Raw genomic sequence first — 24,729 nt, 5'->3', positions numbered from 1 at the left:
AATCGCAGATAAATTCGCGCCATATTAATTCTCACATAGTTGGAAAGTTTTATGCGTATTGCTATTTTGTCTAGAAATGAATCTTTGTACTCTACTCGTCGTTTGAAAGAAGCAGGTGAAGCTAGAGGTCATCAAGTTGATATTATTGATACTCTGCATTGCTATATGGATATTACCAGTAGCAATCCTAAAGTACGGTATCACGGTCAAGACTTACCTCAATATGATGCAGTGATACCGAGGATTGGCTCGTCAATTACATTTTATGGTACAGCAGTTGTACGTCAGTTCGAAATGATGGGAACATTCTGTGTGAATGAGTCAATTGCGATAAGTCGTTCTCGCGACAAATTGAGATCGCTTCAGCTATTGTCCAGAAAAGGAATTGGATTACCTCGAACAGGATTTGCTAGCAAACCAGATAAAATTCAGGATTTGATCAAAAACGTAGGTGGTGCTCCATTGGTGATCAAACTGTTGGAAGGTACGCAAGGCATTGGTGTTGTACTAGCAGAAACTAATAAGGCTGCTGAAAGTGTCATTGAAGCTTTCATGGGATTGAAAGCGAACATATTGGTTCAGGAGTTTATTAAAGAAGCTGGCGGTGCTGATATTCGTTGTTTTGTGGTAGGAAATCGGGTGATAGCTGCCATGAAACGTCAAGCAGAAGAAGGTGAATTCAGGTCGAATCTGCATAGAGGTGGCAGTGCTCAGCTAGTTCGTTTGACTAAAGAAGAAAGAATGACAGCGGTGAATGCAGCAAAAGCAATGGGGCTAAACTTATGTGGAGTAGATATTCTTCAATCAAACAATGGCCCTGTTGTTATGGAAGTCAACTCTTCACCTGGCTTAGAAGGTATTGAGACGGCAACGGGTAAAGATGTTGCTGGAATGATATTCGACTTTATCGAAAAAAGTGCTAAGCCAAATGCAAATAGAACGAGAGGAAAAGGCTGATGTCCAATGTACTGTCGATCGCAAATGTTGATATTAAACCAGGTGAGAAATATCAAATAGATATACCAGTTGCAAGGCTTTATACCGATACGGAACTTTCTATACCTGTTCATGTACAGCGAGCAACTAGAAAAGGCCCAACAGTATTTGTCAGTGCGGCAGTACATGGTGATGAACTAAATGGCATCGAAATTATCAGGCGATTAATCGAATCAAACCTGAACATAATAAGAGGGACTTTGATTCTTGTTCCGATGGTGAATGTGTATGGTGTCTTGAACCAAAGCCGATATTTGCCAGATAGAAGGGATTTAAACAGAAGTTTTCCTGGTTCGGTAAAAGGGTCACTTGCTGCAAGGTTAGCTCATAATTTTATGAAAAACATCGTAAAGCATTGTGACTATGGTATCGACCTTCATACGGGAGCAATACATCGGTCAAATCTACCACAGATAAGAGCTGACTTGAGTGATGAAGAAACGTTAAAGCTTGCTGAAGTGTTTGGTGTCCCAGTGCTTCTCAATTCGGTGCTGAGAGACGGCTCTCTTCGTGAAGCTGCTACCGAAAATGATACCCGAATACTTCTATATGAGGCGGGAGAAGCGCTCCGCTTTGACGAACTATCCATTCAAGCTGGCGTAAAAGGTGTATTGAATGTGTTGATGAGCCTTGGGGTATTGAGAAAACGTCGCAGTCGAAAACGTAAGATAGAACCTTTTGTCGCGAACAAGAGTGAATGGATTCGGGCTACAGGGAGTGGATTTGTTAACGAGTTTGCCAAATTGGGTGAACAAGTAGAAAAGGGTCAAACTCTGGCGGAAATTAACTCTCCTCTTGGAGAACTAATCCAAAAGGTAGTTTCTACCAGATCAGGCATTGTTATTGGTAAACAGAATATACCACTAGTTCAGGAAGGGGATGCGATGTTCCACATCGCATACTTTGGTAAAGACGAAGATGATGTTGCTGAGCATATTGAGTTAATGCAAGAAACCATCCTCAATTAATAAAGAGATATTGAGAGATTCAATGGACAGATTAATTATCGGGAACCTTGAGCTGTGCAATCTGCCAGAACTCGGTATTTTTGACCTGGAAGTTCGTGTCGATACTGGGGCAAAAACTTCTTCACTCCATGTGGACAATATTCGTAGGTTTCGGAAGAAAGGAAAATTATTTGTCGAATTTGATCTTCACCCAGACATTTATAACCTTGAGCAAACCGTAAAATGTTCTGCACCTGTTGTGGATTCAAGAAAGATTAAATCGTCTAATGGCGAATCGGAACAACGCTATGTAATTCAAACTAACTTTGGTATAGGTGGCCGAACATGGCCTATCGAAATAACGTTAACTAATCGACAGGAAATGAGCTACTTGATGCTATTGGGACGGGAAGGGATGGGAGATCGAGTCTATGTTGATCCCAGTAAAGCATTTACTTTAATAGATGAACCAAAAGAACCAAGTTCAGGGTAAAAATATAATGACAGACTTCAACCAACAGCAAGTAATGGAAAACAGTTCAGATTTACTGGCAGAGTGTATAACTGCTATTGAGTCAAATGAGAATTTGACTTTTCTCCATGAAAGGCAAGAGACCGAGGTTGCAAACATACTGGAGTCTGTCCATGTTCCGCATAGACGAACTATTATTGAAGCCCTCCCTGCTGAAAAATATTGGACTATTCTTAACTTTTTACAGTATGAGACGGCTAAGCATATACATGCTTCTCTTTCAGAGGAGCTAGCAAATGAACGGCTGTCTCATATTACTGAAAATGACGTAATCACTTTTTCAGATTTTTTGCCAACAGACTTTGTCGACGAATATCTTCTAACACAAAGTTCAGAAACGGTCGCTCATATCCAACAAGCTCTTTCTTACGAAGACGATAAAGTTGGGCGCTATGCTGAACCTTTTTTCTTAGTAGCAAATACAAAAAATAGCGTAGGCCGAATCAAGAACGAAATTGCCAGGAGAGCAGAGAGCCCTATACGGTTGATTGTTGTCCGTGATTCTTCGGGAATCGTTGGGACGGTGGATCCCGACACTCTATTGATTTATGACAATGATGTAAAGCTGAAGGCGCTTGCCATGGTGACACCATTACTCGAAGATACTCAGGATATCAATGAAGTTTGTAAGCAAATATCGATAGATGGTACTGCTACATGGTTCCCAGTTCTTGCGGGTGGAAAAGTGATGGGTATTATGTCAATGACGACCATAGCATTAACACTGCGTGAGCTTAGTTTACAAGCTGTTGTCCCAGAGAATGTTAAAAGCGAAGAAGACCTTTTTACTCCGCTTAGAGTTGCAACACGCTTAAGAGCTTTATGGCTAGTTATAAATCTGATTACCGCATTTGCTGCATCTGCAATTATAGGCATTTTCGATAGTGTGGTGGAACAAGTTGTAGCGTTGGCTATATTGATGCCTGTTGTTGCGAGTATGGGAGGCATTGCTGGAAGTCAGACTTTAGCCGTATCTCTAAGAGGGATAGCATTAAACCACCTACATCAAAGTAACTTGAAATTGTTGGTCAACAAAGAGTTAAAGATAGCTGCAATCAACGGCCTTGTTATGGGAACAGTAATAGGTGGTATTGTTTACTATGTATTTGCTTCTTTACCATTAGCGCTGATCATTTGTTGTGCGATTGCAGTAAATAGTTTAGCTGCGGCTGCATCTGGAACTTTAATTCCGTTTACACTTAAGAAGTTTAATATTGACCCTGCGGTAGCGGGCTCAGTGGTACTAACAACTGTGACGGATGTTGTGGGTTTTCTGGTGTTTTTAGGGTTGGGTGCTATCTTTTTAGTTTAGAGTGCGATCAAATAGTTACATAATATACACCGTGACTTACTAATTTATTAAAGAGTAAAAAGTGGACGTAAGAGTACTAAGTACATTTTTAGAACTGGCTCGAGTTAGACATTTTGGACGAGCCGCAGAAAACCTGCATATCACTCAAGCAGCGGTGAGTGCTCGTATCAAGCAATTAGAAAGTTATTTTGGCACAGTGCTGTTTACCAGAAATCGGAATAACATCAAGTTGACATCTTCTGGTGAAAGGCTCGTCAGTTACGCTGAAGTAATGGTGAAAACACTTCAGCAGGCTAAGTATGAGCTATCATTGGAAAGCTCCAAGGCGCTACAGTTAACGATTGCGGGAACGCCTAATATCTGGGATGCATACCTACAAAACTGCCTCAGCGTCGTGACAGATGCATTCCAGGGTTATGGTTTTAATGCCGAAGTGTTAAGTAGGGATCAGATTAACCGTGGATTAATAGAGCGGACGCTTGATATGGCGTTTGCTTTTGATCCATTAAAGGCAGAAGAGTTGGAATGTAAAAAAGTAGCAGATTTAACTTTAGTTTTAGTATCAACCGATCATTGTGATGTAGAGAAAGCACTCTCTGAACGTTATGTCTATGTAGATTGGGGAACAGCTTTTGCTTCAGAACACGCATCACGACACCCTCAGAAATATGCCCCATATCTAAGGACATCGACTGGGCGTATCGCTTTGGACTTTATTCTTGAAAAAGGAGGGAGTGCTTATTTGCCTGCGTCAGTTGTTGAACCATTTTTAAATTCAGGGCAATTACTAGGTGTTGAAAACAGTATGGAGTTGGATAGACCACTCTATTTGAGTTATCGCAAGAAAAGTATTTCTATCGAGGCAATTCAGGAGGTCGAGAAACTTATTCAGAATATTGACCCGTCAACTGCCTATAGCTTGGTTCAGGCTAGTGAAGCAGAACTTAATGAAGAAGGTTAAGTCTGCTTCTAAATATCCTCCTTTTAGGATTCTTTTTTAAGGCGCTCATACCAGAGCGCCATAAAACATTCTGTGATCTTTTGTTCTATTTGATGAGCTTCTTCTGTAGGACAGAAAATCGTTATAGATATTACCTGATGTGTCAAATCTGTAGTGTGAATATCAATAAATGGCTCTATTGAGGTTGCTTCGATCTCTAGTCTTTTACTTATCAAGTTGGAGTAACGTGATGCTACTTCCTTGAAAGGACTAATCAGCTCATTTATCTTGTCAGTTATTGGTTCTCTAAGCTCAAATAAATTTACGCTGTTATCTCTATAAATAGAAAACTTATGCATCACATATCTTCGCATGAAGTTTAGACTTATTACGGGTTGTGTAAGTAAAGCGCTATTCATTACGGTAATTGAACGACCTGTGTATGTGTAGCCGTTTTCAAAATCGACCTCAAGCAAACGAAACTTAATCCAATCAATATCTGCCACTTCTCCGTATTGATCATTGATCTTTATCCAGTCTCCGACACGAAACGGACGATTAGTTACCCAAGTGAAGAAACCAAGAAAACACTGCAATAACTCTTTTGTTGCAATAACAATAGCAACAGTAAATGCTGCTACTGATATGGCGAAATTCTGAAGCTCGGATAGCCAAACGAACGCTATACCAATAGCCACCCCAAGGTTACTCAAATTTTTAACTACACTTATCCAGTTTTTCTGCCTTTCTTCTAATGGACGGTGAGATCGTTTGATAGCCGTAATCCAAAGACATTTAATCGCCCAAACCCCAAAAATGAGGGCGATAGTAAACGTTACTTTAGGGGGTATTGGAAGTTCTGGAATGAACATTGTTCTGCTCTTTGTTTGAATGATTTATTAGGATAAAAAATGAGCGGCAATTATAGGTAAAAGTCTTCTTCTGTCACTAGGTGAAGGCCATTTTTTTTGAATTTTAAGGACAATAATTTTTATGGTTATGATAAAAATTATTTGTCAATAAGTTTATGTTTTTAATAGATAATATTTGTGGTTACGTAAAAAATTATTAGCTGGATTTATTATCAATTAGCAAATACCTTTGGCTCGAAGCAGACCAATTAGTGTCTTTGAGGATAAAGAAATGGTTGATAGCAATATTCGAGTCGGTGAAAGACGATTCTATGACAATAAAGCCTTTCCGCGTGGGTTTGGAAAGTCTGGATATTTTACTATAGCTGAAGATGACATTCTAAGCTCTTATGGTCAAACGTTGTTGGCATTGGAGCTGGGAGACATATTCCCAGAAAACCCAGAAGAAAAACACTTTTTGAAAGTATTACGTAATCCAGGTAAGGCTAAATCAAAGATAGAGCAGACATGGTTGAAATACGTTCAACTCGCTAGAGGAAGAAAGAGTTTTCATACTTTGAACGGAAGAAGTAAACATCAGGAAACTTTTGAGTCTGACACTTCCGATTCTGAAGAATTAGCTGAAGAATATTAATTGAAACTTAAGAGTACCCATGAAGATAAGCATTAAGAACCGTATTTTTTTACTTGTATTGCTACCGCTACTATTTGTTTCGTTGGCAGTGCTCATTGTCACCTATATGGATACAAAAGGGCTTGCAAAGGAGCAGATTGAAGCGTCGCACAGTAATCTTATTTCAGTGAAGAAGGACGATCTTAAGGACTTTTTAGATTTAGCGATGTCATCAGTTTCTGAATTGATTGATGACCCTGCGAACAAACCAATAGTAATCAATAGACTTAAGAGTCTTAAATTCGGTGAAGATGGTTATCTTTTTGGGTACTCGACAAATGGTGTTCGGATGTTTATCGGTGACAAAGGCACCGATGTTGGTAAAAGTTTTTTAAATGCCAAGGACTCCAAAGGAAATTACTATATCAAAGAGATCATAAGAAATGCGAAAGCAGGTGATTTTACTGAGTATTACATGCCGCCATTAGTTGGAGGGAAAGAGCAGAAAAAAATCTCTTACTCAGTTTACATGCCTGCTTTTGATATGGTTATTGGGTTAGGTTTCTACGTTGATTCACTTGATGACATGGTATCTAAGATCGAGCGAAACGTTGAAGAGCGTGTTAATGGAGTCTTAGTTGATATTGCAACGATACTAATCACTACTTTTATCGTTGCTATGATTTGTGCCATTTTCTTCTCAAGAACGATAACTAATCCATTGCAAAAGATAACGGTAGCTTTGAAAAATTTCTCTAGTGGTCAGGCTAACCTTTCAGACCGACTACCCCAAAATTCAATACCTGAATTCGCTGAGTTAGGAACATATTTCAATGAGTTTATAAATAAAATTCATAGAATTATAAAGCGAATCAATGATGTAAGTAGTGAAGTGTTGAAGGAAACAGCGTCAATTACTGAAAGAGCAGAGAGCGTAGATCTTATAGCTGCGTCTCAAAGAGAGGAAACTGATCAAGTTGCAACTGCGATGGTTGAGTTGACTACTACTGCGGGTGAAATTTCTCAGAATGCTCAGCAAGCGGCAACTTCGGTAACTAATGCAGATAATTTTGCTTCAGAAGTATCTAACATAATGAATGAATCTGTTGATTCTGTGCGTTTATTAGCCTCGGAAATATCTGATACCAGCGATGTAATTAGCCAATTGGAAGACAATGTTCAAAGCATAACGTTAACACTAGAAGTGATTAAAGACATCGCAGAGCAAACTAATTTGCTTGCTCTGAATGCTGCCATTGAAGCAGCAAGAGCAGGAGAGTCAGGAAGAGGTTTTGCTGTAGTGGCTGATGAGGTTCGTAAGCTTGCGAGTAGAACACAAGACAGTACTGAGGAAATTCGAGAAATGACGATGGTACTGAAGTCTACTACAAATAGCGCAGTATCCTCGATGCATAGTAGTCACGATAAAAGTGAAGATACAGTAAAGAAAGTTGATGAAGCTAAGAAAGCTCTGGAACAAATACAAAATGCTATAAGTGATATTGCAGAAGTGAACATTCTTATAGCAACAGCTACTGAAGAGCAATCATTAGTAGGCAATGATATTTCAGAGAGAATTGTGAAAATTTCTGAACAGAGTGATGAATCTGCTGATTTAAGCAGATTAAACAGAAATAAGAGTCAAGAGTTAAGTGAACAAGTTGATGATTTATATAAGTTGGTATCTCAGTTTAGATTCTAGTTTTAATTAGATTTGGTCGTTGAAATTTGAGGAGGTCGAAATGACCATTACAGTAAAGAAAATACGGCAAATAAAAAGCGAATTAAACGCCAACCTTGGTAAAAAAGTCTGTCCCAATTGTTATTTTACGCTCTCTCACAGTAATAGTTTAACAGAGCATGATATTTGCCCATGTTGTGAGTTTAACTTTGAAATGGATTATAGCATCAATGCTTCTGGAGTTGTGTCCACAGAAGATACGATAGGTCTAATATGACTTTGTGGTTTTGATACCACTGGTCAAGGATAAATAACTAGACAATGAATAAGTATCCATTAGTTTTTTTATTGTTCAGCGCTTTTATTTGCGCTGAACAGACCCTAAATACTCCATATGGAAGTTTAACAATTACAAATAACCAAGCAACGAGAGACTGGTTTTCGCAAAGCTATATATTTGCTGACAAAGTTATAGGCTATAGTGAATGGATGGATGTTAAAGCACAAAACTTAGGTGGTCTTGAAGGTAAGGATTACATTGTCCTTATGGCCAGTACTGGAGGCAACCATTGTCAAGATGTCGTATCTTTTATTGAGGTCGGAGCTGATAACGTTCGTTTTAGTCCTAGTTTTGACGTATGTAGTGGATTGGATAAGGTCAGGTTGGTTGATAACACTGTTGTATTGACTGAACTTGAAGTAGAGGGTGTAACAGCAGTTCAATTTATAACATTGGATAATGAATTATTTAATGGTTCTTCTGCCGACTATCAAGAAAACTACAGTTTTTTACGTACTGACTAAGAGGGGGTGTATAGGTTTCATACTTTACGGTGAGTAAACATCAATGGTTGATTTTAGATACAAATATAGGGGCTTACAAGGATGTTTGTCGGTTAAAGACCCAGATGCAAACCAGAGGCTTAGAGATTATTGGGGCATAGCCAATCCGATCTACATAATAGACGAGCTGATTATTATGCTATTTCCTGGTAGGGAAAAGATTCTGTCGTTGAACATGCCGACGGGATATAATAAAACCCCCGAGAACTTAGCGGCTTTGAATGAGTTATCAGAAATAGCTATATCATTTGAAGGGGATGGGTTTAAGAAAATAATATGATTAAAACAATTTTGTTATTTCCATATGGGTTAATTGGCTAAATTGACGATTGCCGAAAAGTAGAATGTAGATTGTTTATTTCGATTATCTTCATCATTGAAGATAATGATGAAGAGGATGATACATAGCTTTTATGTTACTAACTTTAATCTACGACATTTCTATTCGTACTAGTTCCCAAATGTAGTTATTAGAGTCAAGTTCATACTGAATAAAACATTTGATACATTGTTAGTCATTCAAGCCAACAAATTCTAGGATTATACAAATGTTATGCTAAAGGGTGAATCTAGTGATTGTTGATGGACAAGCTTTTTCGTTATTATGCCGACATATTCATAGTGTTTTAAATAGCAATAAAGTAGAGATAGAGCTTTCTAACGTTAGTGATGCTACAGCGAAAGCATTTGGACATAGGACACTTACTTTGTTGTTGGAAAACCTTCCTCTGGAATTTGATGACACATTCCCGAATACGCTAAATAATGTGTTCTTAGAAACATACAAGATAGCAACTCATTTCTCGCTTGCAAATTTCCCATTTCCAGAACGATTTCATCTGTCTAAAGAGGAACGGAGTCTGGTATGGAAAGCAATTGTTAGTGACTTACAGACAGAAGCTAACAAGGATAGCTTCGCATCTATCATCTCTCTTTTTGGAAAGGATCAAACTATAGATGCGTTGCTGGAAGAACCAATCCCAAAAGGTTTGACACCGAGTGGAGAGGGTACATGGCTTAGCGCAAGTCAAACTAACCTTTCAAGGTATATCAATTCTATCACAGTAGAACCAAGCATCCTGTTTTCTGAGTCAGACACAACAGATCGAATAGCACAACGCGTGGGCCAAAATATCAAAGACATGTGCTTTAGTTATTGGGATAAATATAACTCTTTGCACATTAAGAAAGTTGCTGGAGAGTTGTGCAAAAAGCCGCTTATGATCAAAAGAGGAGCAAAGATAGATATAAGTTTTCTTGCATCATTCTTGTTTTCAGATGTAGTGAAGCACCTATCAAATATTTTCCTAGGTAAGCCATGTCCACCCAATAATATGGCTCGTTCTGAAGAGTTAGTGCACTCACTAACTGACAATCTCTATGGTGAGTTAATACAAAACATTCAAGGCCATTGTATTCTTAACGAAATGATATTGTCTTCCAAAGAGTATGACACCCTCATTTGGTCTGAGCTTGATAGTGTAAAACCCTGCATAGAGGATTTTTCAAAAGCTAAGTACGAGTTTTATGAGAAATTTTTTTGGAGCAAAGCATTCACAAAGGAACTTCAAACTCTTGCTGAGCAGTGGCTCAAAATGCACGAAGATTGGACAAAAACGCTCTGGGATTTGACGTTCGTTCCCTACGAACCACCGCAGCTTTTTTCAGACAAGTGGTTTATAAAAGAACAGTCTGAGTTCAGTCGACATTATCAGTCACCAGATAACTTACATGTTTTTATAACGCCATATTCTAGGCAAGATGATAGGCTTGGATATCACAATATATTAATTAATGTAGAGGATGAAGCAGTAAATGACTTTGTCAATTTCGATGAGTGTAGGCTAAGAAATAAGCTAGAAGAGGCCGTAAGATGCGGTGAGCTAAATTTTAAGCAGCTTGAGGCTATTATCGAAGACGCACGAGAAGAAGCCGAAGAGGAAGCTGAGGAGTATTTTCAGAGCCTGCCTTTTATCATACCCTTTACAATGGAATATTTGACCGTTGAAAGAGTCAATAGTCACTCTAGAACAGAGTTTGTAATTCATGGAACATCTATTTCCAATCTAAATGATCTATCTGTGTTGGGAACTCATGCTCAATTAATGTATTCAATAAGTAGTGAGCTTCATGAGCTATCGACATATGCTCAGAATAATGACGAAATGTTTAGTGGAGTTTACGGACATGTACTTTACATAACGGATATGTATTTATCCAATATGGCCACCACAGAAACACTTGCCTTAGAGCTTGAAAGAGCACTACGAATGGCTGGAAATGATATACATGATTACACTATTATCATAAATGCTGACTCATTATCACGTTATTTCAACGGAGCTCCATATAAGGGATGTGAGGTAATGGAGCGGGAGTATAATGACTTTATTAGAGAACTACTGAATGTGTTTTCTGAAAGATGTTTAAACTCTCACTTCTTTTCTATATCTGTATGTGAAAATTAGGCAATTTGTACATACGCAAAGACATATGCAGGTATTCTGACTTTTTTCCGTATATATGCTTGACATATAAAAATGCAGTTCACGATAATAGATGTTTTAGCGTAGTCTCATTCAGGTTTCTAAATGATACGGTTTATTATCCTTTACTGATACAGTTTTAATGAGTTGTACCGTTTTATAATTAGTGACACTTAAAGTAATCCGAAAGTCGATTGTAAGCTATGTCACAAATAACTGTGCTAGAGGTGTATATATAGATATGTTCGTGAAATAGGCACTGGAAGGCACTATGATTACGATAATCATCAAGTCTTGTGAAGATGTCACAATACAAAACTCAGTAAGATACACCTGAACTTCTTAAGTAATATTTCCAAGTGGATTAATGGAAGTACAGTATATATTAACACAACTAATTGATATCAAATGGTGGTCATCTTAAGAATATTTGCCCATGATGAAATTTTATGTTGTGAGCGTTACGTTTCTTTGAGGAGAGCGCAAGCAACTCATTACGATTGAGATTTTCTTGGGTTCATGGGCATTTGGTTATTAATACCAGTTCTTTAGCTAATAGGAGCTGAGTTAATCCGATTTATTAGCTCTGAGTAGCCGCCAAATTTCCTTATGCTGATAGCATCAATGATGACTCCATTAGCAACTTGAAGCAGATCGATTTGCTTAAACTGTTCTCTAGTTTCCTTAATGATTTTTGGTTTTAGATTAACGTCAGTTTCAAACCTAGTTTGTGGAAGTCCGTCACTATCTTCGTAAAGAATAACCAAATACTGGCTGTACTTTTCGAAAACTGACTTATATAGATCAAATAGCTCTTCAACACGGTCAGAGTCGCTGTGTTCGAACTTAAACTCTTGACCATCATAGTCGAAATTTTCAATTTCCAATTTGAAGATGATTTTAAATATTATCATCATGCAGATTAGCCTAGGGGCCCGAATGAAATCTGCCACATCGGGTAATTTTTCTAAGACACGTAATGTCGGATATTCTTCATCCATGTAGATTATGTGTTCAATTTCCTGGGGGGAACCTATATCAAACTTAATCATATTAAAAGACCATGGTTGGTGTGTTTTATAGCCACTCCTTAAAGTGGCTATCCCTTTAAATTAGCGAAACTGGTCAAGCAAGTATACATTTTCAGATCCTGGCATAAGTTTCGAATCACTAATTACATCAAAATGAATGTCCTCACCTAAAACAAGTTCCCTGAAATTTTCAAATCCACCTAGTTTATATTCGACAGCTCTTTTAGTTGACTTCATTTTCATGATAAATTCACCTTCTGATATGCGATTATTATCCTTAATAATCACGACACCGTTGAGAATTAAATTAAAAAGATTCTCTTCGATATAAAATGGTGGAGATGAGATATCGATCGTATCTTTGTTCTTGATCGTATCAAAATGTTCGTTTATATAAAAAACGCATTTCTTTATAGTGGGTTGTTTTATATCCATAATGTGAACTCCAGTATCCTGTTAAAAATATAAAAACTTACATATCAAGATGGTGGAGTTAAGGAGGTTTGTATAGGTATGGCTTCAGTATGTTCATTTCATTCTCCAAACTGTCAAAACACTGTTAACTAAGCTCACTTAAGTGAGCCTGCCTAAAGTATTATTGACTATTATTTGGATATGGATTTAACATCTGCATATCGAAAGGCTGATCTAAATATAAATTAGTGTTTTTAGAAATGCAAGTAAAAAATAATCTTTGTGCATTTTGATAGGCGATTATTATAAATAATATATTAGTTATAATAATAGGGTGAGGCTGAAATTTGTTTATGTGAAAATTTATTTAAAAGCACGTTGTATACGTCTATACTAAATTCTATACATACAGGAATACAGGAGCAATGGATATCATTAAACTGAATCTTGAGATAATGTCAGAGCAGGAGGCACGGGATCGGCTTCGTGAATTTGGATATGAGTTACCTGATGGATTTGATTTTAGGCAGCATACCTCTTTGAGTTTTGATACTCAGACGAATCAAGTGATTGAAGTTGAGAAGCGCTTTTGTTCTTCGATGGATGAAGATGAGTCGCTTCAGAGTGCTGTTAATGACTCTAATGATGAGTAGAAGGTATAAATGGGAATATCAATCAACATGTGCAATGAAGAAGGTGCAAGTCTGAACTTTAGCTTTTATCGATTTGAAATATTTAGAGATTTCTTGTCTGCAATAGATTACGAGTTCGATCTGTCGCTTCAGTCGTTATTCATCGATGCGGATGGGGAAGTTTCTTCTCAGAGGTGCGCTGAGGTTTACAGTGAAGTCGCGCTAAAACTGGAAAGTATCAGGTCATATAGTTTTCGAGATTATGCTGAGTTTTATCCTGCAAACAAGTTTGATGAGGTGGATGAATTTCTTGAGTCTCTAGACTACACAAGAGCCAGAGAATTTCTGATATTTTTCTCTCTGAGACGCTCTGAACTTAGGGGGCTCATCTCATTATTAGAGCTGGCTGCTGAGAAGGGGCGGGGTATTAAATATGGTTAAAAAGGGCTCGCTGAGCCCTCTATATGCTAGCTGTTGCCGACTTCGTCGAATTGGTCGAGTTTCTATTTCTGCCTTTTTCCCTCTTTTACTTTCCTTCCTGCTGCTTCTTCAAAAGCAACTCTCGTATTCGATACAGTATTTATTGTCACTGTGTCAGAAAGAGGGTCTATAGCTGATGCATCGCAGTTCATCATTCGATCAGCTCTTTGTTGCTTCAACTCTCCTTCTTTTTGCTCTTTAGTTATACCTTTGCCAACTCTAGTTCTTCTGTTGAATACATCGTATTTGTCGTCTAATTTTTGCGCTATTTCATCATTTTCGTATTTTTCAGTGTTGAACGATCTTCTCTCGTAACCCAGTTTTTCCAAAATCGACTCCAGCCTTGCCGCAGCTTGTTGAATATCTTGTGCTTCGTCGGCCTTAAGCTCATCGACATCTTCGATATCATCTATCCATGCGCAAAGCTCGTGAATTGATGCAGCACATTGATGAATTTCTGTGTCGCCAAAAATTACGGCTCTACCTCTAAGTTTTGCAGCCCTTTCAGCCCTATTTGCTGCGATAGCTGCCACGCAATACCTTTTGATTTTTGCGTATTCGCGTTGCTGAAGGCTCATGATGTCTGCATTGTCTCTGAAGTATTTAGTTGAATATTCTAGTTCAAGCTCGTGCTCACTAGGTACTTTAGCTATTTTTCGCAGATCAACTTTAATGATTGACTGAGATTTTGATCTGGATTCCTGCCTACCATCCTCGCCATATTCTGTAACGATAGCTCGAACATCAACTATATTTGATCCTGATTTTAATTTTGGACAGTTGTAAGATACCGAAACTTTTTCTTTTTTTAGTTTGATGGAAAGTTCAATATTCACATTTTTAATTGCTTCTTGGAGAGTCATTATAATCACCATTTATTATTTTTATTGTTAGTGTATATAAAAGCTATCATTAAATAATATTGGTGTCAATATATATAATTATCAATTTAGAAGATCATTTTAATAAGTATAACCTGACAAATAATATTAGTTGTGTATATTGTTTTAAATAAAAATATAGAAGGATATAGATATTATTCAAGTTCGATTAAATATGTTGTAAATATTACTTTTCAGAATCTAACTAATAAATAATATAATTTAAGATAGAAGGGTGGTTGAGTGGGATTTTATTCGTTTATTTACAGTTATTTGCTGGGCTTTGCGTTCGACTTTTGAGTATTCTGTTCTTCGGGGTTGAAGTGAACCTTACGAGCATCTTTCGTAGATCTGACTACTGATTCTCGTGTTCTATGTCGGGTAAACCGACAGGAGTAGAACTGCACAATTAGTGATTAGCCATGAAAAGCCACCGCGAGGGTGGCTGGGTTGTTTACAAAGAGGAACTAAGAAGAAACTCTTCCTAGTTGGACGTTGCTACCATTAAGGGGGCTGGGTTGTATACAGAACTGATATCATCTACACTGTACCAGTGTAAGCATTAGTTGCAACTCATCATGAGAGCTTGCATGTCGCTACGAAAGTAGTTTTTGAGCACGAAAGTAGTTTTTGAGCAGGTAGAGGAATCCTCTCGTTAAACACACAAACCTCTGTCATTTGTGGTGGTAGGAACATCCCCACGTTAAAAACACAAATTCCTGTATTAACGCCCCAGCTCGCTGGGGCGTTTTTGTTACAAACTACTTCTTGACAGTAAGGCCGTACTCTTCACACAGGGCATTGTATCTACTGATGTGACCTCCAGCTCCAGCGTCCTCTATCGCTTTCAGGATGTCTTCAATAGTCAGAACGGTGCCAAGTCCATCGTCACGACTGAGCTGGAAATCAGTCTGCGACTGATAGTCTCCAAGGTGACTTTCTGGTTCAATCTCTGGTTGTCCAAAGCCAAGCATTGCGAGTAGAGTCTCAATGAACTCTATAACCATTTCAGCCAGTTTTCTGTCCATTTTTGTTAGATATTCATCTTTGCTCATTTTTTTCGGTGGAGTGTTAATCCATTCCTTTGCGAGTGGTTCTTTATGCCATTTTTTGTTGATTCTTACTCTAAATACGTAAGCGTTGAGTTTTGAATCAAAGCATTTTGAACCTGCTGGATTATAGAGCTGGATGTATGTCCTGAGAAGCGAATGCTTTAGGACAGCCTTGAGCTTGGCGAGGTCTTTCTCCCTGAATCTGAGGACTACATTGATGTGCTTCATATCCTCTGTAATGAAGCGCTCAGGACTGATGGTTGGCCTCTCATCTTTGGCTACGCCATATGCCCTAGACTCTTCTCTCATCTTTAGTCGCTTAAGAGCTTGACCGTCTTCAGAGCTTAGTGTGAATGCTCCAGCTCCTTTTAGATGATCGAATGAATAAACATTCCCAGAGCCCAGTTTAGAGCTTTTGAAGTACGGTTTGGCACTGACTTTGCCACCTGCGGCACGTTTATTGGCATCCTTGGCATTAGTGTTGCCATGTGCGGCATTTCCTCTGATTTTTTCGTACCTGTTTAATCTGTACGACATACCCGAAGGGAATTGGTCTGCGATAGTTTTATATGAGAGTCTTACTTGAACTCCCACGGCATTTAGCTGCTCTATAAACTCGGGGAGGGAGGGGGTATGACCTAGCTTCAGGTTTTGCTTCTGAACAAAATCAATTTTGCGTTTGATCTGGGCTTTATCACCACCACTTACATGCTTAGTTTTACCCTTGTCTGGAACGTCTTCATTATGTTTAGTTGTAGTAGTCTGATTGAATGTGTCGCCTGGGTTGGCAACTGCTTCTAATCCATATTCCTTCTCGAATTTCCTCATTAGCTGAGTAGCCACTTTGTGGTTTTGCCATTGATTGATTACCTTTTTGGATTTGACATCAATGTGGCCTGAGATGATGTGAATGTGTTGCTTATTAGTATCCCTGTGGATGAATGTGACGTATTTAGTATTGTGAAGGCCCATTCCCCTCATGTAATCCTTAACCAACCTTCTCCATTGGGCTGGAGTTAAACTTTCTCCCTCTCTTAATGAAATCATTCTATGGCTGGTCGCCTTCTGCATGCCGCTGATGCTTTTGAATTCTACGATTTCACGTCCAATTTGTGACCAATTCATTTCATGAGTTTTAAGGTGTGGGGTGGTCAATATTGGAAGCGGGGAGGTGATATTGTGAGCTAGTAGAAACTCAGTTTTTTCTGTAATGACATCTTCCTCGCTATGAGGCTTTGATTTGCCAGCAGCGTATGAAACTCTGATTTCCGTCGTGTTGTGGTCTTTTGTTGTGCCAGCTCCATAGTTTGCTAGTGCCTCTGCGCCAGCTTCTAGGGATTGACGCTTGCTTGCTTTTTTAGTTTTAAATATCTTATGAATCATAGGTTCACCATTATTATTGTTATTATGATTGATGAATTTGCCCCTTGGGGCGGGATAGGGGGCACGGAGTGCCCCTTTTTAGTTAATAGTGCTGAGCTGCCTCTTTAGACTCTTTGAAGTTCAATAGCATCTCAAGCTGTTCCTTGCTTAAGAGCTGGTTAGCAAGCAACAGAGCAAAGTCAGCGTTGTACTCGTTGAGCTCTCTTTGCTCTCTCTCGATGATGGATTGTTGAACTGACGATAAATGTCTAATGATTTCCTGAGCGGCTTCTAAGCCCAGAACCTCTCCCTGTACTGCATGCATTAACTGGAGACTCATGAATTGAATATCCTCGTTTATACTCTCCAGAAGTTCTTCATCATGCGCAGGTCTCTCTATGGTCTTCACCCTTAGTTCAGGGGTTAGGTTGAGAGTCATGTCTCTCATGTAAGTTGATAGCTTCGTGTAGCCCAGGTTTTCCATTCGAGCTTTGAGCTCAGCTTGCTCAGCAGGGGTGACGTTGATTTTGATCTGCTTGCTACATCTATCTGCCTCATTCTTCCTTGGGCGACCTCTTCTATCCTTGTTGATTCTTGTTTCTATTAGGCGAAGGAGTTCAACTTCTCCCTCAGCACCAAGGCTACGGTGTTTACCGTCAAAGATTTCCTGTCTAAAGTTGATGAGTTGGGTTTTAGTCAATCTGTCTAGTTTTTCTCTAATGCTTAATTTAAAAATACTCATATTTAATACCTTTATTATTATTGTTTTTGGTAGTTAGAGCGGAGCGACCAGCGCAGACCCGAAAGGGTCGAGCACCGCAACGTAGTGAGGATTGCTCCGCAGGACAAGCTGCTAATATATTTCGAGGTACGAGAAATATTTAGTACTGGCTTGTTTCCGTGTTTTTTAATAGTGTCACTGCCTTACGATTGGAATATTGGTCGCTTTGACAGTGTGCGTTTCAATTAATATATTTTTAAAGAGATACACTTAATATTTATCAGTGCTTAAGAATATATTAAAACTAATAATTTTAATAATCAACTGACTTTATATTTATTGTTTGTTATACTTGCAGTTATTATTATTCGATCAGAGTTATCTGATATTATTAATAAATTGCATAATAATAAAAATTGAATGTATTCTGAAAAATAGAAATATCGAATTCCATAACATAATTTTTTCAGAAAAAAAGTGCGGCTGAGCCTAAATGAGTCAGAAAAATGAGGTGAATTGCTATGAAAGAGGGCTGTGAGCCCTCTGAAATTGTGAACTAAGAAGGATTTCTTCCTGGTTCGATTGGTGTGCTTTGGTAATGCTGACGCTGTTTTTTGCGAACAATTACCCTGAAACTCATCTAGGTCGCTATCATTAGATACTCTAGATCTTCAAATAATTTATCGTCTGAGTCAGATAAGGACTAGCGTACTGCTCAGTCTGATGTTGTAAATGCCTATTAGGAGTTAACCGATCAGCTATTCTAGACATCCGAACACTTAAATTCTGGACTTCCCGAACACTGGTACTCTTCTCTGTGCAATCTATTTAGGCTAAAAACCGATAGCTGTGTTTCTTTATGATTAATTTACTGATGCAGTGATCCAGTGTACATCATTTTCAAATAACTTCTCGTATCCCCAAATGACAAAATCAACCGTTGCCAGCAGTGGTGAGTCTGAGCAGAACTGGACAGTTCCTGCCACCTTCAATCTGTGGTTCAGGTTTGCTTTATGCAGATGTCTTCACCACGTATGCAATACCTAGCTCATACCCGAAGAGAATGAAAACGCTCTTAAAATAGCTACTTCTTAAGATTCGGAGAAATCAATCTGGTAATGGTTTATTCAGGGGTTGAGGTTAAAACTAATGATTGTTAGCTTGTTGGGATGAAACGTACCACAACACCTTCATCATTTTTCTTTTGGTGGCGCTCTAACTAGAGCGGCACGGGATTCTCACATTCTTAAGCTGCTGGAAGGTAGCTAGGACTGTGTTCTCATTATCTCCAGTAGCGATCTATTTGCATACTAGGAGATCAAATCATGAACACTAATCAACCCTCTGATAAATCAGAAATCATTTTAACAGGTGACAGAGCTACGGGCCCATTGCATCTTGGCCATTATATCGGTTCTCTGAAGCAGCGTGTCTCTTTGCAACATGTTCACGACCAGACTATTCTTGTCGCTGACATGCAGGGTCTAACAGATAACGCTCACAATCCATCTAAGGTATCTTCCAATATACTTAATGTCGTCGCAGATTATCTTGCGGTAGGCATCGACCCGAGCAAAACAACAATTTGTCTCCAGTCCCAATTACCCGCATTAGCTGAGCTAACGATGTATTACAGTAATCTTGTGACAATAGCGCGGTTGGAGCGAAATCCTACGGTGAAAAGTGAGATTAAAAATAAAGGTTTCAAACGCTCAATCCCTGCTGGCTTTTTGGCATATCCAATTTCTCAGGCCGCCGACATCACGGCTTTCAACGCGACTCTCGTTCCTGTTGGGGATGATCAACTGCCTATGCTTGAACAAACGAATGAGATTGTAAGGAAAATAAATACCCTAGCAGGAAAAACAGTTCTCAATGAATGCCGCCCACTACTAAGTAATGCATCACGTCTACCTAGCACAGACGGAAAGAACAAGATGTCAAAATCAATGGGCAATGCTATCAACCTTGGTTTTTCCCAGAAGGAGATCAGTGCTGCCGTAAAATCAATGTATACCGATCCAAATCACTTGAAGATTGAGGATGCTGGTTGTGTTGAAGGAAACGTTGTTTTTACATATCTTGATGCATTTCACCCAGATTCAGACTACATCGCTCAATTGAAGGAGCACTACCAACAAGGAGGTCTTGGTGATGGTACAACAAAAAAAATCCTTGAAGAATGCCTGCAAGAACTACTCCTACCTATTCGAGCGAAAAGAGCAGAACTATTAGATGATAGAGCCCAGTTAATCGACATTTTGGCTAAAGGAAACCATGTATCTAAAGAGAAAACGGAAAGCGTACTTTTTGATATCAAAGATATATTTGGACTGAATATCCTTTGAACTGAACAGCCCGTGCTTCGGGAGACTCAACTCAAATTAGCGAGTAATGTTCCCGAAGTGATCCGAGTTGCATTGGTACGCAATACCCACCGTAGCAGGAAACGAGCGCTATATGAATAGTTTCGGGAGAAAGTGCTCATGGGACATTTTCTCCCGCCAGCGAAGGACTTAAACACGAAGTTGGGCATAAACTTCCACTATTACCACTTTTTCAAGGAGCTAAGTTATACAAAGGTGGTCGAATGTTATTCAATTCAACTTGAGCATCACATATGCAGCTCTTGGCTAAAGGATACTCTTGACCGTCTTTTATGTTTTTGTGCTAAATTCATTGATATAAATTTAATAGCGAAATGAGATGCATACAATTATCTTCATGAGTAGCTACTTTGAGCAGTGTCATAAGTAACATGTACTTAATTAAGAGATGGTTAAGCGTCTCCCTATTAGCAGTTTTGGCTTCTTTTAAAGCCCTCTCTTACGAGGTACCACAACCTACCAGAGTATTTTTTTTGGGTTCGGGTAGCTCTGAGTCCCCATGGACTGAGTCTGTTAGTCAGGGGGTTAGGAAGAACCTCGATCAATCCACTCGGCCATATGTTTTCTACACAGACCATCTTGATGCTGGACGATTCGATGAAGTAGGACAACACAATGCCATGTATCATTATTTAAAAAAGAAGTTTGACAACAAAACGCCAGACATATTTATCTCAGCTGGCCCCGCTGCATCACACTTCTCAATTGAGCATCCTGACCTTTTTTCTACTTCCACGCGAATTCTAGTTCAACCAAAGTCTCACAACATCAACGAGATAGATGGAGTGGTAATCATAGAGACAGAGATTGACTATTCATTAATGGTCAAGGAAGCCATTCGTTTGTCCAATCCAGAAACCTTTTTTATAGTTGGGGACACAAATAAGCCCAGCGACGTACATAGGCTAGAAAGTATTACTCATGAACTGGAGCAGATAGGTGTAAACTATAAAACCTTAGAAAACCAAAGCTTAAATGCTCTTACAAAAGCAATCTCGGAAATACCAAGTATTAATGCAGTCTTTTTTACTCCTATCTATCGGGAACATGAGGGTAAAGGTTTGCCACCTGTCTTTGTTCTCGAAGAGTTGCATAACGTAGCCGACGTACCAATTTTCGCAACATCGGTTGCTGAACTAGGCTTCGGTTCGGTTGGCGGTTATCTGCATTCTCCAACAGAGCTTGGGATGATGGCTGGAGAAGCAATTCTGGACATCATTGAGGGCAACCCAGTAAAGTTCTTCCACAATGGTTTTGAGTTTGTTTACGACTGGAATGAAATCGTTCGTTGGGGATACCAGAGCAAAATCAGTGATAAAGCTGAAATTCGGTACAGACCCCCTTCTTTATGGGAGGAGCACAAAAAGGAAGCAGTTATTTTCACAGTCTTCTCGCTAGTCTTAGTGGTGCTATTGATAGTGCTCATTATCTACAATGGGAAACTCAAAGTAGTTAAAAACGCTCTATCTAAAGAACGGAAACTTCTAGAGAAAAAGGTTGATGAGCGTACTAAGGAGCTATCGATTCTTCATCAGGAAGCAGAAAAAATTGCTCGAGTTGATGAGCTTACTAGTATTAGTAATCGTCGAGCATTTTTTGAATTAGGTGAGTTAATTCATAACCAAACCCAAAGAACTGGCAATAATTACACTGTTATCATGCTTGATATCGACGGATTTAAGAAGATAAATGATGCTTATGGTCATGCCGCTGGTGATAGTGTCATTAAAAACGTAGCGAAAGCGCTTATCTCAGTATCTCGTAGATCAGATGTCGTTGCTAGAATAGGCGGTGAAGAGTTTGCTGTTATTTTAACAAATGCCACACGCCAACAAGCATTAGAGACAGCCGAAAGAGTAAGATTAGAAGTTGAAAAGCTCAGGATACAGTTTGAACAATACATTCTCTGCGCTACTGTCAGTGTAGGTGCGTCAGAATATCAGGTGGAAGATAGAGGCGTAGGTTCGGTTTTGGCTAGAGCAGACAAAGCTCTATATCAGGCTAAAGGAACAGGTAAGAATAAAGTCGTTTTTTGAGGGCACCCCTTATTTATTTGATGGTTGGTGTATCAAGAGTAGAACTCATTTAGGCATAACTAAGGGAACTGTATGGTTCCCTCGACAAAAAAGAAGGGTAACTGAACACTACGTCACCGTGTAACTTTATCTTTGTGATCTAAGATACCTGTTCTCCAAATGGGCTTTAAAGAAATTAGGATTTAATACTTCTCCTGTAGCTTGTTTCACTAAATCATCAGTTGTCAGCAAGCTTCCTTTACTCCAGATGTTATCGCTTAACCAAGTAAAGATAGGCGTAAGATCACCAGCTCTAATAGCACCGTCGACGTCTACAGTTTTCTTCATAGAAGCCATGAATTGAGCGGCGTACATCGCACCTAAACTATAAGAAGGGAAGTACCCAAAACTTCCATCACACCAATGAATGTCTTGCATGCAACCATCTTTGTAATTATGTTTGAATAGCCTTTTCTCTTTTTTATCAGTGCTTTGGGAGTTAGTGATGACTGTTCGTTTGGGGTCGGTCCAATGTATGTCTTGCATACAGCCATTTTTGAAGTTGCCCTCAGTTGAAAGTCCAAGATACGCTTGCATCTTCTGATTCCAAAGTTCAGGCACGTCAGTGTGTTTAATCACACCATTAATTAGGTCGCGTTCAATCTCGTAGCGTAGGATTACGTGCGCAGGGTAGGTGAGCTCATCTGCATCAACACGGATAAAGCCTTTTTCTACTCTCGTGTAAATCTTATGGAAGTTACCCAGTGAAAGCACTTTTGGATCTTCAACGTTAAAGTGCTGTGCTGCTTTGGTAGCAAGGTGTTTAATAAACTCGTCGCTACGACCTACCTGCATTTCGAAGAACAGAGACTGAGACTCATGGATACCCATCGATCGAGCTTCACCCGCCGGCAAGCCTGCAAGTGATGTTGGTAAGCCTTGTTCATAACGAGCATGACCGGTTTCATGCACGATACCCATGAGGGACTGAACAAACTCGTTTTCATCGTAGCGAGTCGTAAGTCTGACATCAGACGGAACACCACCGCAGAATGGGTGTACGCTCTCATCAAGTCGGCCATGGTTAAAGTCGAACTGTAGCAGCTCCATTACTTCTAAACCAAGCGCCTTCTGTTCTTCAACCGCGAACTTTCCTGTTGGCGCAATATAGCTCTCAGCTTTTTGTTTTTCGATGACTTCATCGATCAACCCAGGAAGCCATTCTTTCACATCAGAAAATGTTTTGTTTAACGACTCTGTTGTTGTCCCCGGTTCATAAAGATCGAGCATTGCATCGTAAGGTGTTGTGCCAAGAGATTCTGCTCGAATCTGAGCTTCTTCTTTAGATAGCTTTACAACTTCTGCCCAGTTCTTTTCAAATCCTGTCCAGTCATTCTTACCGCGCTGACTTCTCCAGGCGTGCTCACATTTCGAACCTGCGAGTGATTTAGCCTGAACAAGCTCTTCAGGCAATACATTTGCCTGTTGCCACTGTCTTTTCATTTCTCTAAGTGATGCACTTTCATCAGTAGAGAGAGATTCGCCACCCGCCTTATCAAATAATTCTCCAAGCTCTGATTGAGTCATAAGTTTGTGAATATGAACCGATAGCTCTGCCATCGCTTCGGATCGAGCCTGGTTACCGCCAGAAGGCATCATTGATGCTTGGTCCCATCCGCAGATCGCAGAGAGGTGATTGAAATGAGATATCTTTTTGAAGTGCTCTGTTAGTTTTTTATATGAGCTCATGTTTGTAATCCGTGACTTTTTAAATAAGGAAACAAGTGTATCAATCACTAAAGGTAGTTGGAAAGTAAAAGTAATATTGATATAACGTCAGCAAAGGAGTTGTTGCTTATATGTATATTCAAAATTTTGAAGCTTTTTTAATAGCTATTACGGTACTGACACTGACACCGGGATTGGATACCGCGTTGGTGATTAAGAACACAAGTCGTTCGGGAGCAAAAGATGGGGTGGTGACGAGCCTCGGGATTTGTTTTGGTTTGTTTATTCATGCGACGTTGTCTGCTATCGGTGTATCTGCAATATTGCTGCAATCTGCCGAACTATTTCAGGCCATGAAGATGGTAGGTGCATGCTATCTAATCTGGTTAGGTATCGGTGGAATTCGGTCAATGTTGAAAAACAGTGGCAATATGGATGTATCCGGTCAAGGTATGCTTGAGTTTAATGCCAAACGTTCTTTCCGAGAGGGATTTTTGTCGAACGTATTAAACCCTAAAACCGCTGTGTTCTATCTCGCTTTTCTACCTCAGTTTATCAACCCTGAGCATTCGCCAATTATTCAGTCTCTGGTACTTGCAGGCATTCATTTTTTTGTTGCGATGGCGTGGCAATGTGGTTTGGCTGGTGCATTAAACTCGGCCAAAAAGTTGGTTTCAAATGGATCGCTCATCAATAAGATGGAAGGTGTGACGGGAAGCGTTCTGATCTTTTTGGGATTTAAGCTAATTCTTGATGATACGCAGGTTTAACAAGCTTTAAACCTTGTGCTGATTAGATAGAAAA

24 protein-coding genes are annotated in these 24,729 nt (G+C 39.3%); 16 read left to right on the top strand and 8 right to left on the bottom strand.

Features of this window, described 5'->3' with window-relative positions; translation table 11 throughout:
* The first annotated feature begins 51 nt into the window (after positions 1-51).
* The 5 genes from rimK (at position 52) to SNR28_RS18260 (ending at position 4,748) form a co-directional block, all read left to right on the top strand.
* Positions 52-957, top strand: a complete 906-nt coding sequence (rimK, locus tag SNR28_RS18280) for a 30S ribosomal protein S6--L-glutamate ligase (protein ID WP_375749977.1) — start codon at positions 52-54, stop codon at positions 955-957.
* The gene (locus SNR28_RS18275; protein ID WP_375749976.1) at positions 957-1,964 is read left to right on the top strand and encodes a succinylglutamate desuccinylase/aspartoacylase family protein; all 1,008 of its coding nucleotides are present in this window, start codon (positions 957-959) and stop codon (positions 1,962-1,964) included. Before rimK ends, SNR28_RS18275 begins: the two co-directional genes overlap by 1 nt.
* A gap of 22 nt (positions 1,965-1,986) precedes the next feature.
* Positions 1,987-2,436 carry an ATP-dependent zinc protease gene (locus SNR28_RS18270; RefSeq protein ID WP_375749975.1) on the top strand — a complete coding sequence of 150 codons (450 nt, stop codon included), beginning with the start codon at positions 1,987-1,989 and terminating at the stop codon, positions 2,434-2,436.
* Between the two features lie 7 nt (positions 2,437-2,443).
* Positions 2,444-3,787 carry a magnesium transporter gene (locus SNR28_RS18265; protein ID WP_375749974.1) on the top strand — a complete coding sequence of 448 codons (1,344 nt, stop codon included), beginning with the start codon at positions 2,444-2,446 and terminating at the stop codon, positions 3,785-3,787.
* Positions 3,788-3,848: 61 nt separating this feature from the next.
* The gene (locus SNR28_RS18260; protein WP_375749973.1) at positions 3,849-4,748 is read left to right on the top strand and encodes a LysR family transcriptional regulator; all 900 of its coding nucleotides are present in this window, start codon (positions 3,849-3,851) and stop codon (positions 4,746-4,748) included.
* 23 nt (positions 4,749-4,771) lie between these two features.
* Here the strand turns inward: SNR28_RS18260 and SNR28_RS18255 are convergent, their stop codons facing one another.
* Entirely contained in the window at positions 4,772-5,599 is an 828-nt protein-coding gene (locus SNR28_RS18255; RefSeq protein ID WP_375749972.1) for a mechanosensitive ion channel family protein, read from the bottom strand.
* Positions 5,600-5,870: 271 nt separating this feature from the next.
* On the opposite strand from SNR28_RS18255, the gene SNR28_RS18250 reads away from it, so the two are divergent.
* From SNR28_RS18250 to SNR28_RS18225, 6 genes are all read left to right on the top strand, one after another.
* Positions 5,871-6,233 (top strand): DUF413 domain-containing protein, encoded by a 363-nt coding sequence (locus SNR28_RS18250; RefSeq protein WP_375749971.1) that lies wholly within the window; start codon positions 5,871-5,873, stop codon positions 6,231-6,233.
* A gap of 19 nt (positions 6,234-6,252) precedes the next feature.
* Positions 6,253-7,914, top strand: coding sequence for a methyl-accepting chemotaxis protein (locus SNR28_RS18245; RefSeq protein WP_375749970.1), 1,662 nt, complete (start codon positions 6,253-6,255; stop codon positions 7,912-7,914).
* Positions 7,915-7,954: 40 nt separating this feature from the next.
* Complete coding sequence (locus SNR28_RS18240) at positions 7,955-8,170, top strand: hypothetical protein (protein ID WP_375749969.1); 216 nt, start codon at positions 7,955-7,957, stop codon at positions 8,168-8,170.
* 44 nt (positions 8,171-8,214) lie between these two features.
* Complete coding sequence (locus tag SNR28_RS18235) at positions 8,215-8,697, top strand: hypothetical protein (protein ID WP_375749968.1); 483 nt, start codon at positions 8,215-8,217, stop codon at positions 8,695-8,697.
* 43 nt (positions 8,698-8,740) lie between these two features.
* On the top strand, positions 8,741-9,016 hold the full coding sequence (locus tag SNR28_RS18230) for a hypothetical protein (RefSeq protein ID WP_375749967.1): 276 nt from the start codon (positions 8,741-8,743) through the stop codon (positions 9,014-9,016).
* 292 nt (positions 9,017-9,308) lie between these two features.
* Entirely contained in the window at positions 9,309-11,204 is a 1,896-nt protein-coding gene (locus SNR28_RS18225; protein WP_375749966.1) for a hypothetical protein, read from the top strand.
* A 566-nt stretch (positions 11,205-11,770) separates the two neighbouring features.
* On the opposite strand, the gene SNR28_RS18220 is transcribed toward SNR28_RS18225, so the two are convergent.
* Both SNR28_RS18220 and SNR28_RS18215 read right to left on the bottom strand, forming a co-directional pair.
* Positions 11,771-12,274, bottom strand: coding sequence for a hypothetical protein (locus SNR28_RS18220; RefSeq protein ID WP_375749965.1), 504 nt, complete (start codon positions 12,272-12,274; stop codon positions 11,771-11,773).
* A gap of 60 nt (positions 12,275-12,334) precedes the next feature.
* Complete coding sequence (locus SNR28_RS18215; RefSeq protein WP_375749964.1) at positions 12,335-12,688, bottom strand: hypothetical protein; 354 nt, start codon at positions 12,686-12,688, stop codon at positions 12,335-12,337.
* A gap of 404 nt (positions 12,689-13,092) precedes the next feature.
* Here SNR28_RS18215 and SNR28_RS18210 point away from each other — a divergent pair, with 404 nt between their 5' ends.
* Entirely contained in the window at positions 13,093-13,320 is a 228-nt protein-coding gene (locus tag SNR28_RS18210; protein ID WP_375749963.1) for a hypothetical protein, read from the top strand.
* A 9-nt stretch (positions 13,321-13,329) separates the two neighbouring features.
* Complete coding sequence (locus SNR28_RS18205) at positions 13,330-13,740, top strand: hypothetical protein (protein WP_375749962.1); 411 nt, start codon at positions 13,330-13,332, stop codon at positions 13,738-13,740.
* Positions 13,741-13,802: 62 nt separating this feature from the next.
* Here the strand turns inward: SNR28_RS18205 and SNR28_RS18200 are convergent, their stop codons facing one another.
* The 4 genes from SNR28_RS18200 to SNR28_RS18185 form a co-directional block, all read right to left on the bottom strand.
* A complete protein-coding gene (locus SNR28_RS18200; RefSeq protein ID WP_375749961.1) occupies positions 13,803-14,642 on the bottom strand; it encodes a hypothetical protein in 840 nt (279 codons plus the stop codon).
* 779 nt (positions 14,643-15,421) lie between these two features.
* On the bottom strand, positions 15,422-17,095 hold the full coding sequence (locus SNR28_RS18195) for a relaxase/mobilization nuclease domain-containing protein (protein WP_375749960.1): 1,674 nt from the start codon (positions 17,093-17,095) through the stop codon (positions 15,422-15,424).
* A gap of 82 nt (positions 17,096-17,177) precedes the next feature.
* A complete protein-coding gene (locus tag SNR28_RS18190) occupies positions 17,178-17,816 on the bottom strand; it encodes a hypothetical protein (protein ID WP_375749959.1) in 639 nt (212 codons plus the stop codon).
* Positions 17,817-18,658: 842 nt separating this feature from the next.
* Positions 18,659-18,781, bottom strand: coding sequence for a hypothetical protein (locus tag SNR28_RS18185; protein WP_375749958.1), 123 nt, complete (start codon positions 18,779-18,781; stop codon positions 18,659-18,661).
* 339 nt (positions 18,782-19,120) lie between these two features.
* Between SNR28_RS18185 and trpS the strand changes: the two genes are divergently transcribed.
* Together trpS and SNR28_RS18175 are read left to right on the top strand one after the other, a co-directional pair.
* Positions 19,121-20,143 (top strand): tryptophan--tRNA ligase, encoded by a 1,023-nt coding sequence (gene trpS, locus SNR28_RS18180; protein ID WP_375749957.1) that lies wholly within the window; start codon positions 19,121-19,123, stop codon positions 20,141-20,143.
* Between the two features lie 512 nt (positions 20,144-20,655).
* Complete coding sequence (locus SNR28_RS18175) at positions 20,656-22,218, top strand: diguanylate cyclase (protein WP_375749956.1); 1,563 nt, start codon at positions 20,656-20,658, stop codon at positions 22,216-22,218.
* A 126-nt stretch (positions 22,219-22,344) separates the two neighbouring features.
* Here SNR28_RS18175 and SNR28_RS18170 read toward each other — a convergent pair whose 3' ends face one another.
* Positions 22,345-23,946: a carboxypeptidase M32 gene (locus tag SNR28_RS18170; protein WP_375749955.1), complete on the bottom strand. Its 1,602-nt coding sequence runs from the start codon at positions 23,944-23,946 to the stop codon at positions 22,345-22,347.
* 110 nt (positions 23,947-24,056) lie between these two features.
* Between SNR28_RS18170 and SNR28_RS18165 the strand changes: the two genes are divergently transcribed.
* Positions 24,057-24,695: a LysE family translocator gene (locus SNR28_RS18165; RefSeq protein ID WP_375749954.1), complete on the top strand. Its 639-nt coding sequence runs from the start codon at positions 24,057-24,059 to the stop codon at positions 24,693-24,695.
* Positions 24,696-24,729: the final 34 nt, after the last annotated feature.

Origin of the sequence: Vibrio iocasae, from assembly GCF_042245395.1 — a bacterium.
GTDB lineage: Bacteria > Pseudomonadota > Gammaproteobacteria > Enterobacterales > Vibrionaceae > Vibrio > Vibrio iocasae.
The sequence above is the reverse complement of the archived record's forward strand: the minus strand, read 5'-3'. Positions and strand labels throughout refer to the sequence as shown.

What these genes read in the sequence shown, in the direction of transcription:
- rimK (WP_375749977.1), top strand. Translation starts at nt 52, where the DNA reads ATGCGTATTGCTATTTTGTCTAGAAATGAATCTTTGTACTCTACTCGT.
- SNR28_RS18275 (WP_375749976.1), top strand. Translation starts at nt 957, where the DNA reads ATGTCCAATGTACTGTCGATCGCAAATGTTGATATTAAACCAGGTGAG.
- SNR28_RS18270 (WP_375749975.1), top strand. Translation starts at nt 1,987, where the DNA reads ATGGACAGATTAATTATCGGGAACCTTGAGCTGTGCAATCTGCCAGAA.
- SNR28_RS18265 (WP_375749974.1), top strand. Translation starts at nt 2,444, where the DNA reads ATGACAGACTTCAACCAACAGCAAGTAATGGAAAACAGTTCAGATTTA.
- SNR28_RS18255 (WP_375749972.1), bottom strand. Translation starts at nt 5,599, where the DNA reads ATGTTCATTCCAGAACTTCCAATACCCCCTAAAGTAACGTTTACTATC.
- SNR28_RS18250 (WP_375749971.1), top strand. Translation starts at nt 5,871, where the DNA reads ATGGTTGATAGCAATATTCGAGTCGGTGAAAGACGATTCTATGACAAT.
- SNR28_RS18245 (WP_375749970.1), top strand. Translation starts at nt 6,253, where the DNA reads ATGAAGATAAGCATTAAGAACCGTATTTTTTTACTTGTATTGCTACCG.
- SNR28_RS18240 (WP_375749969.1), top strand. Translation starts at nt 7,955, where the DNA reads ATGACCATTACAGTAAAGAAAATACGGCAAATAAAAAGCGAATTAAAC.
- SNR28_RS18235 (WP_375749968.1), top strand. Translation starts at nt 8,215, where the DNA reads ATGAATAAGTATCCATTAGTTTTTTTATTGTTCAGCGCTTTTATTTGC.
- SNR28_RS18230 (WP_375749967.1), top strand. Translation starts at nt 8,741, where the DNA reads ATGGTTGATTTTAGATACAAATATAGGGGCTTACAAGGATGTTTGTCG.
- SNR28_RS18220 (WP_375749965.1), bottom strand. Translation starts at nt 12,274, where the DNA reads ATGATTAAGTTTGATATAGGTTCCCCCCAGGAAATTGAACACATAATC.
- SNR28_RS18215 (WP_375749964.1), bottom strand. Translation starts at nt 12,688, where the DNA reads ATGGATATAAAACAACCCACTATAAAGAAATGCGTTTTTTATATAAAC.
- SNR28_RS18210 (WP_375749963.1), top strand. Translation starts at nt 13,093, where the DNA reads ATGGATATCATTAAACTGAATCTTGAGATAATGTCAGAGCAGGAGGCA.
- SNR28_RS18205 (WP_375749962.1), top strand. Translation starts at nt 13,330, where the DNA reads ATGGGAATATCAATCAACATGTGCAATGAAGAAGGTGCAAGTCTGAAC.
- SNR28_RS18200 (WP_375749961.1), bottom strand. Translation starts at nt 14,642, where the DNA reads ATGACTCTCCAAGAAGCAATTAAAAATGTGAATATTGAACTTTCCATC.
- SNR28_RS18195 (WP_375749960.1), bottom strand. Translation starts at nt 17,095, where the DNA reads ATGATTCATAAGATATTTAAAACTAAAAAAGCAAGCAAGCGTCAATCC.
- SNR28_RS18190 (WP_375749959.1), bottom strand. Translation starts at nt 17,816, where the DNA reads ATGAGTATTTTTAAATTAAGCATTAGAGAAAAACTAGACAGATTGACT.
- trpS (WP_375749957.1), top strand. Translation starts at nt 19,121, where the DNA reads ATGAACACTAATCAACCCTCTGATAAATCAGAAATCATTTTAACAGGT.
- SNR28_RS18170 (WP_375749955.1), bottom strand. Translation starts at nt 23,946, where the DNA reads ATGAGCTCATATAAAAAACTAACAGAGCACTTCAAAAAGATATCTCAT.
- SNR28_RS18165 (WP_375749954.1), top strand. Translation starts at nt 24,057, where the DNA reads ATGTATATTCAAAATTTTGAAGCTTTTTTAATAGCTATTACGGTACTG.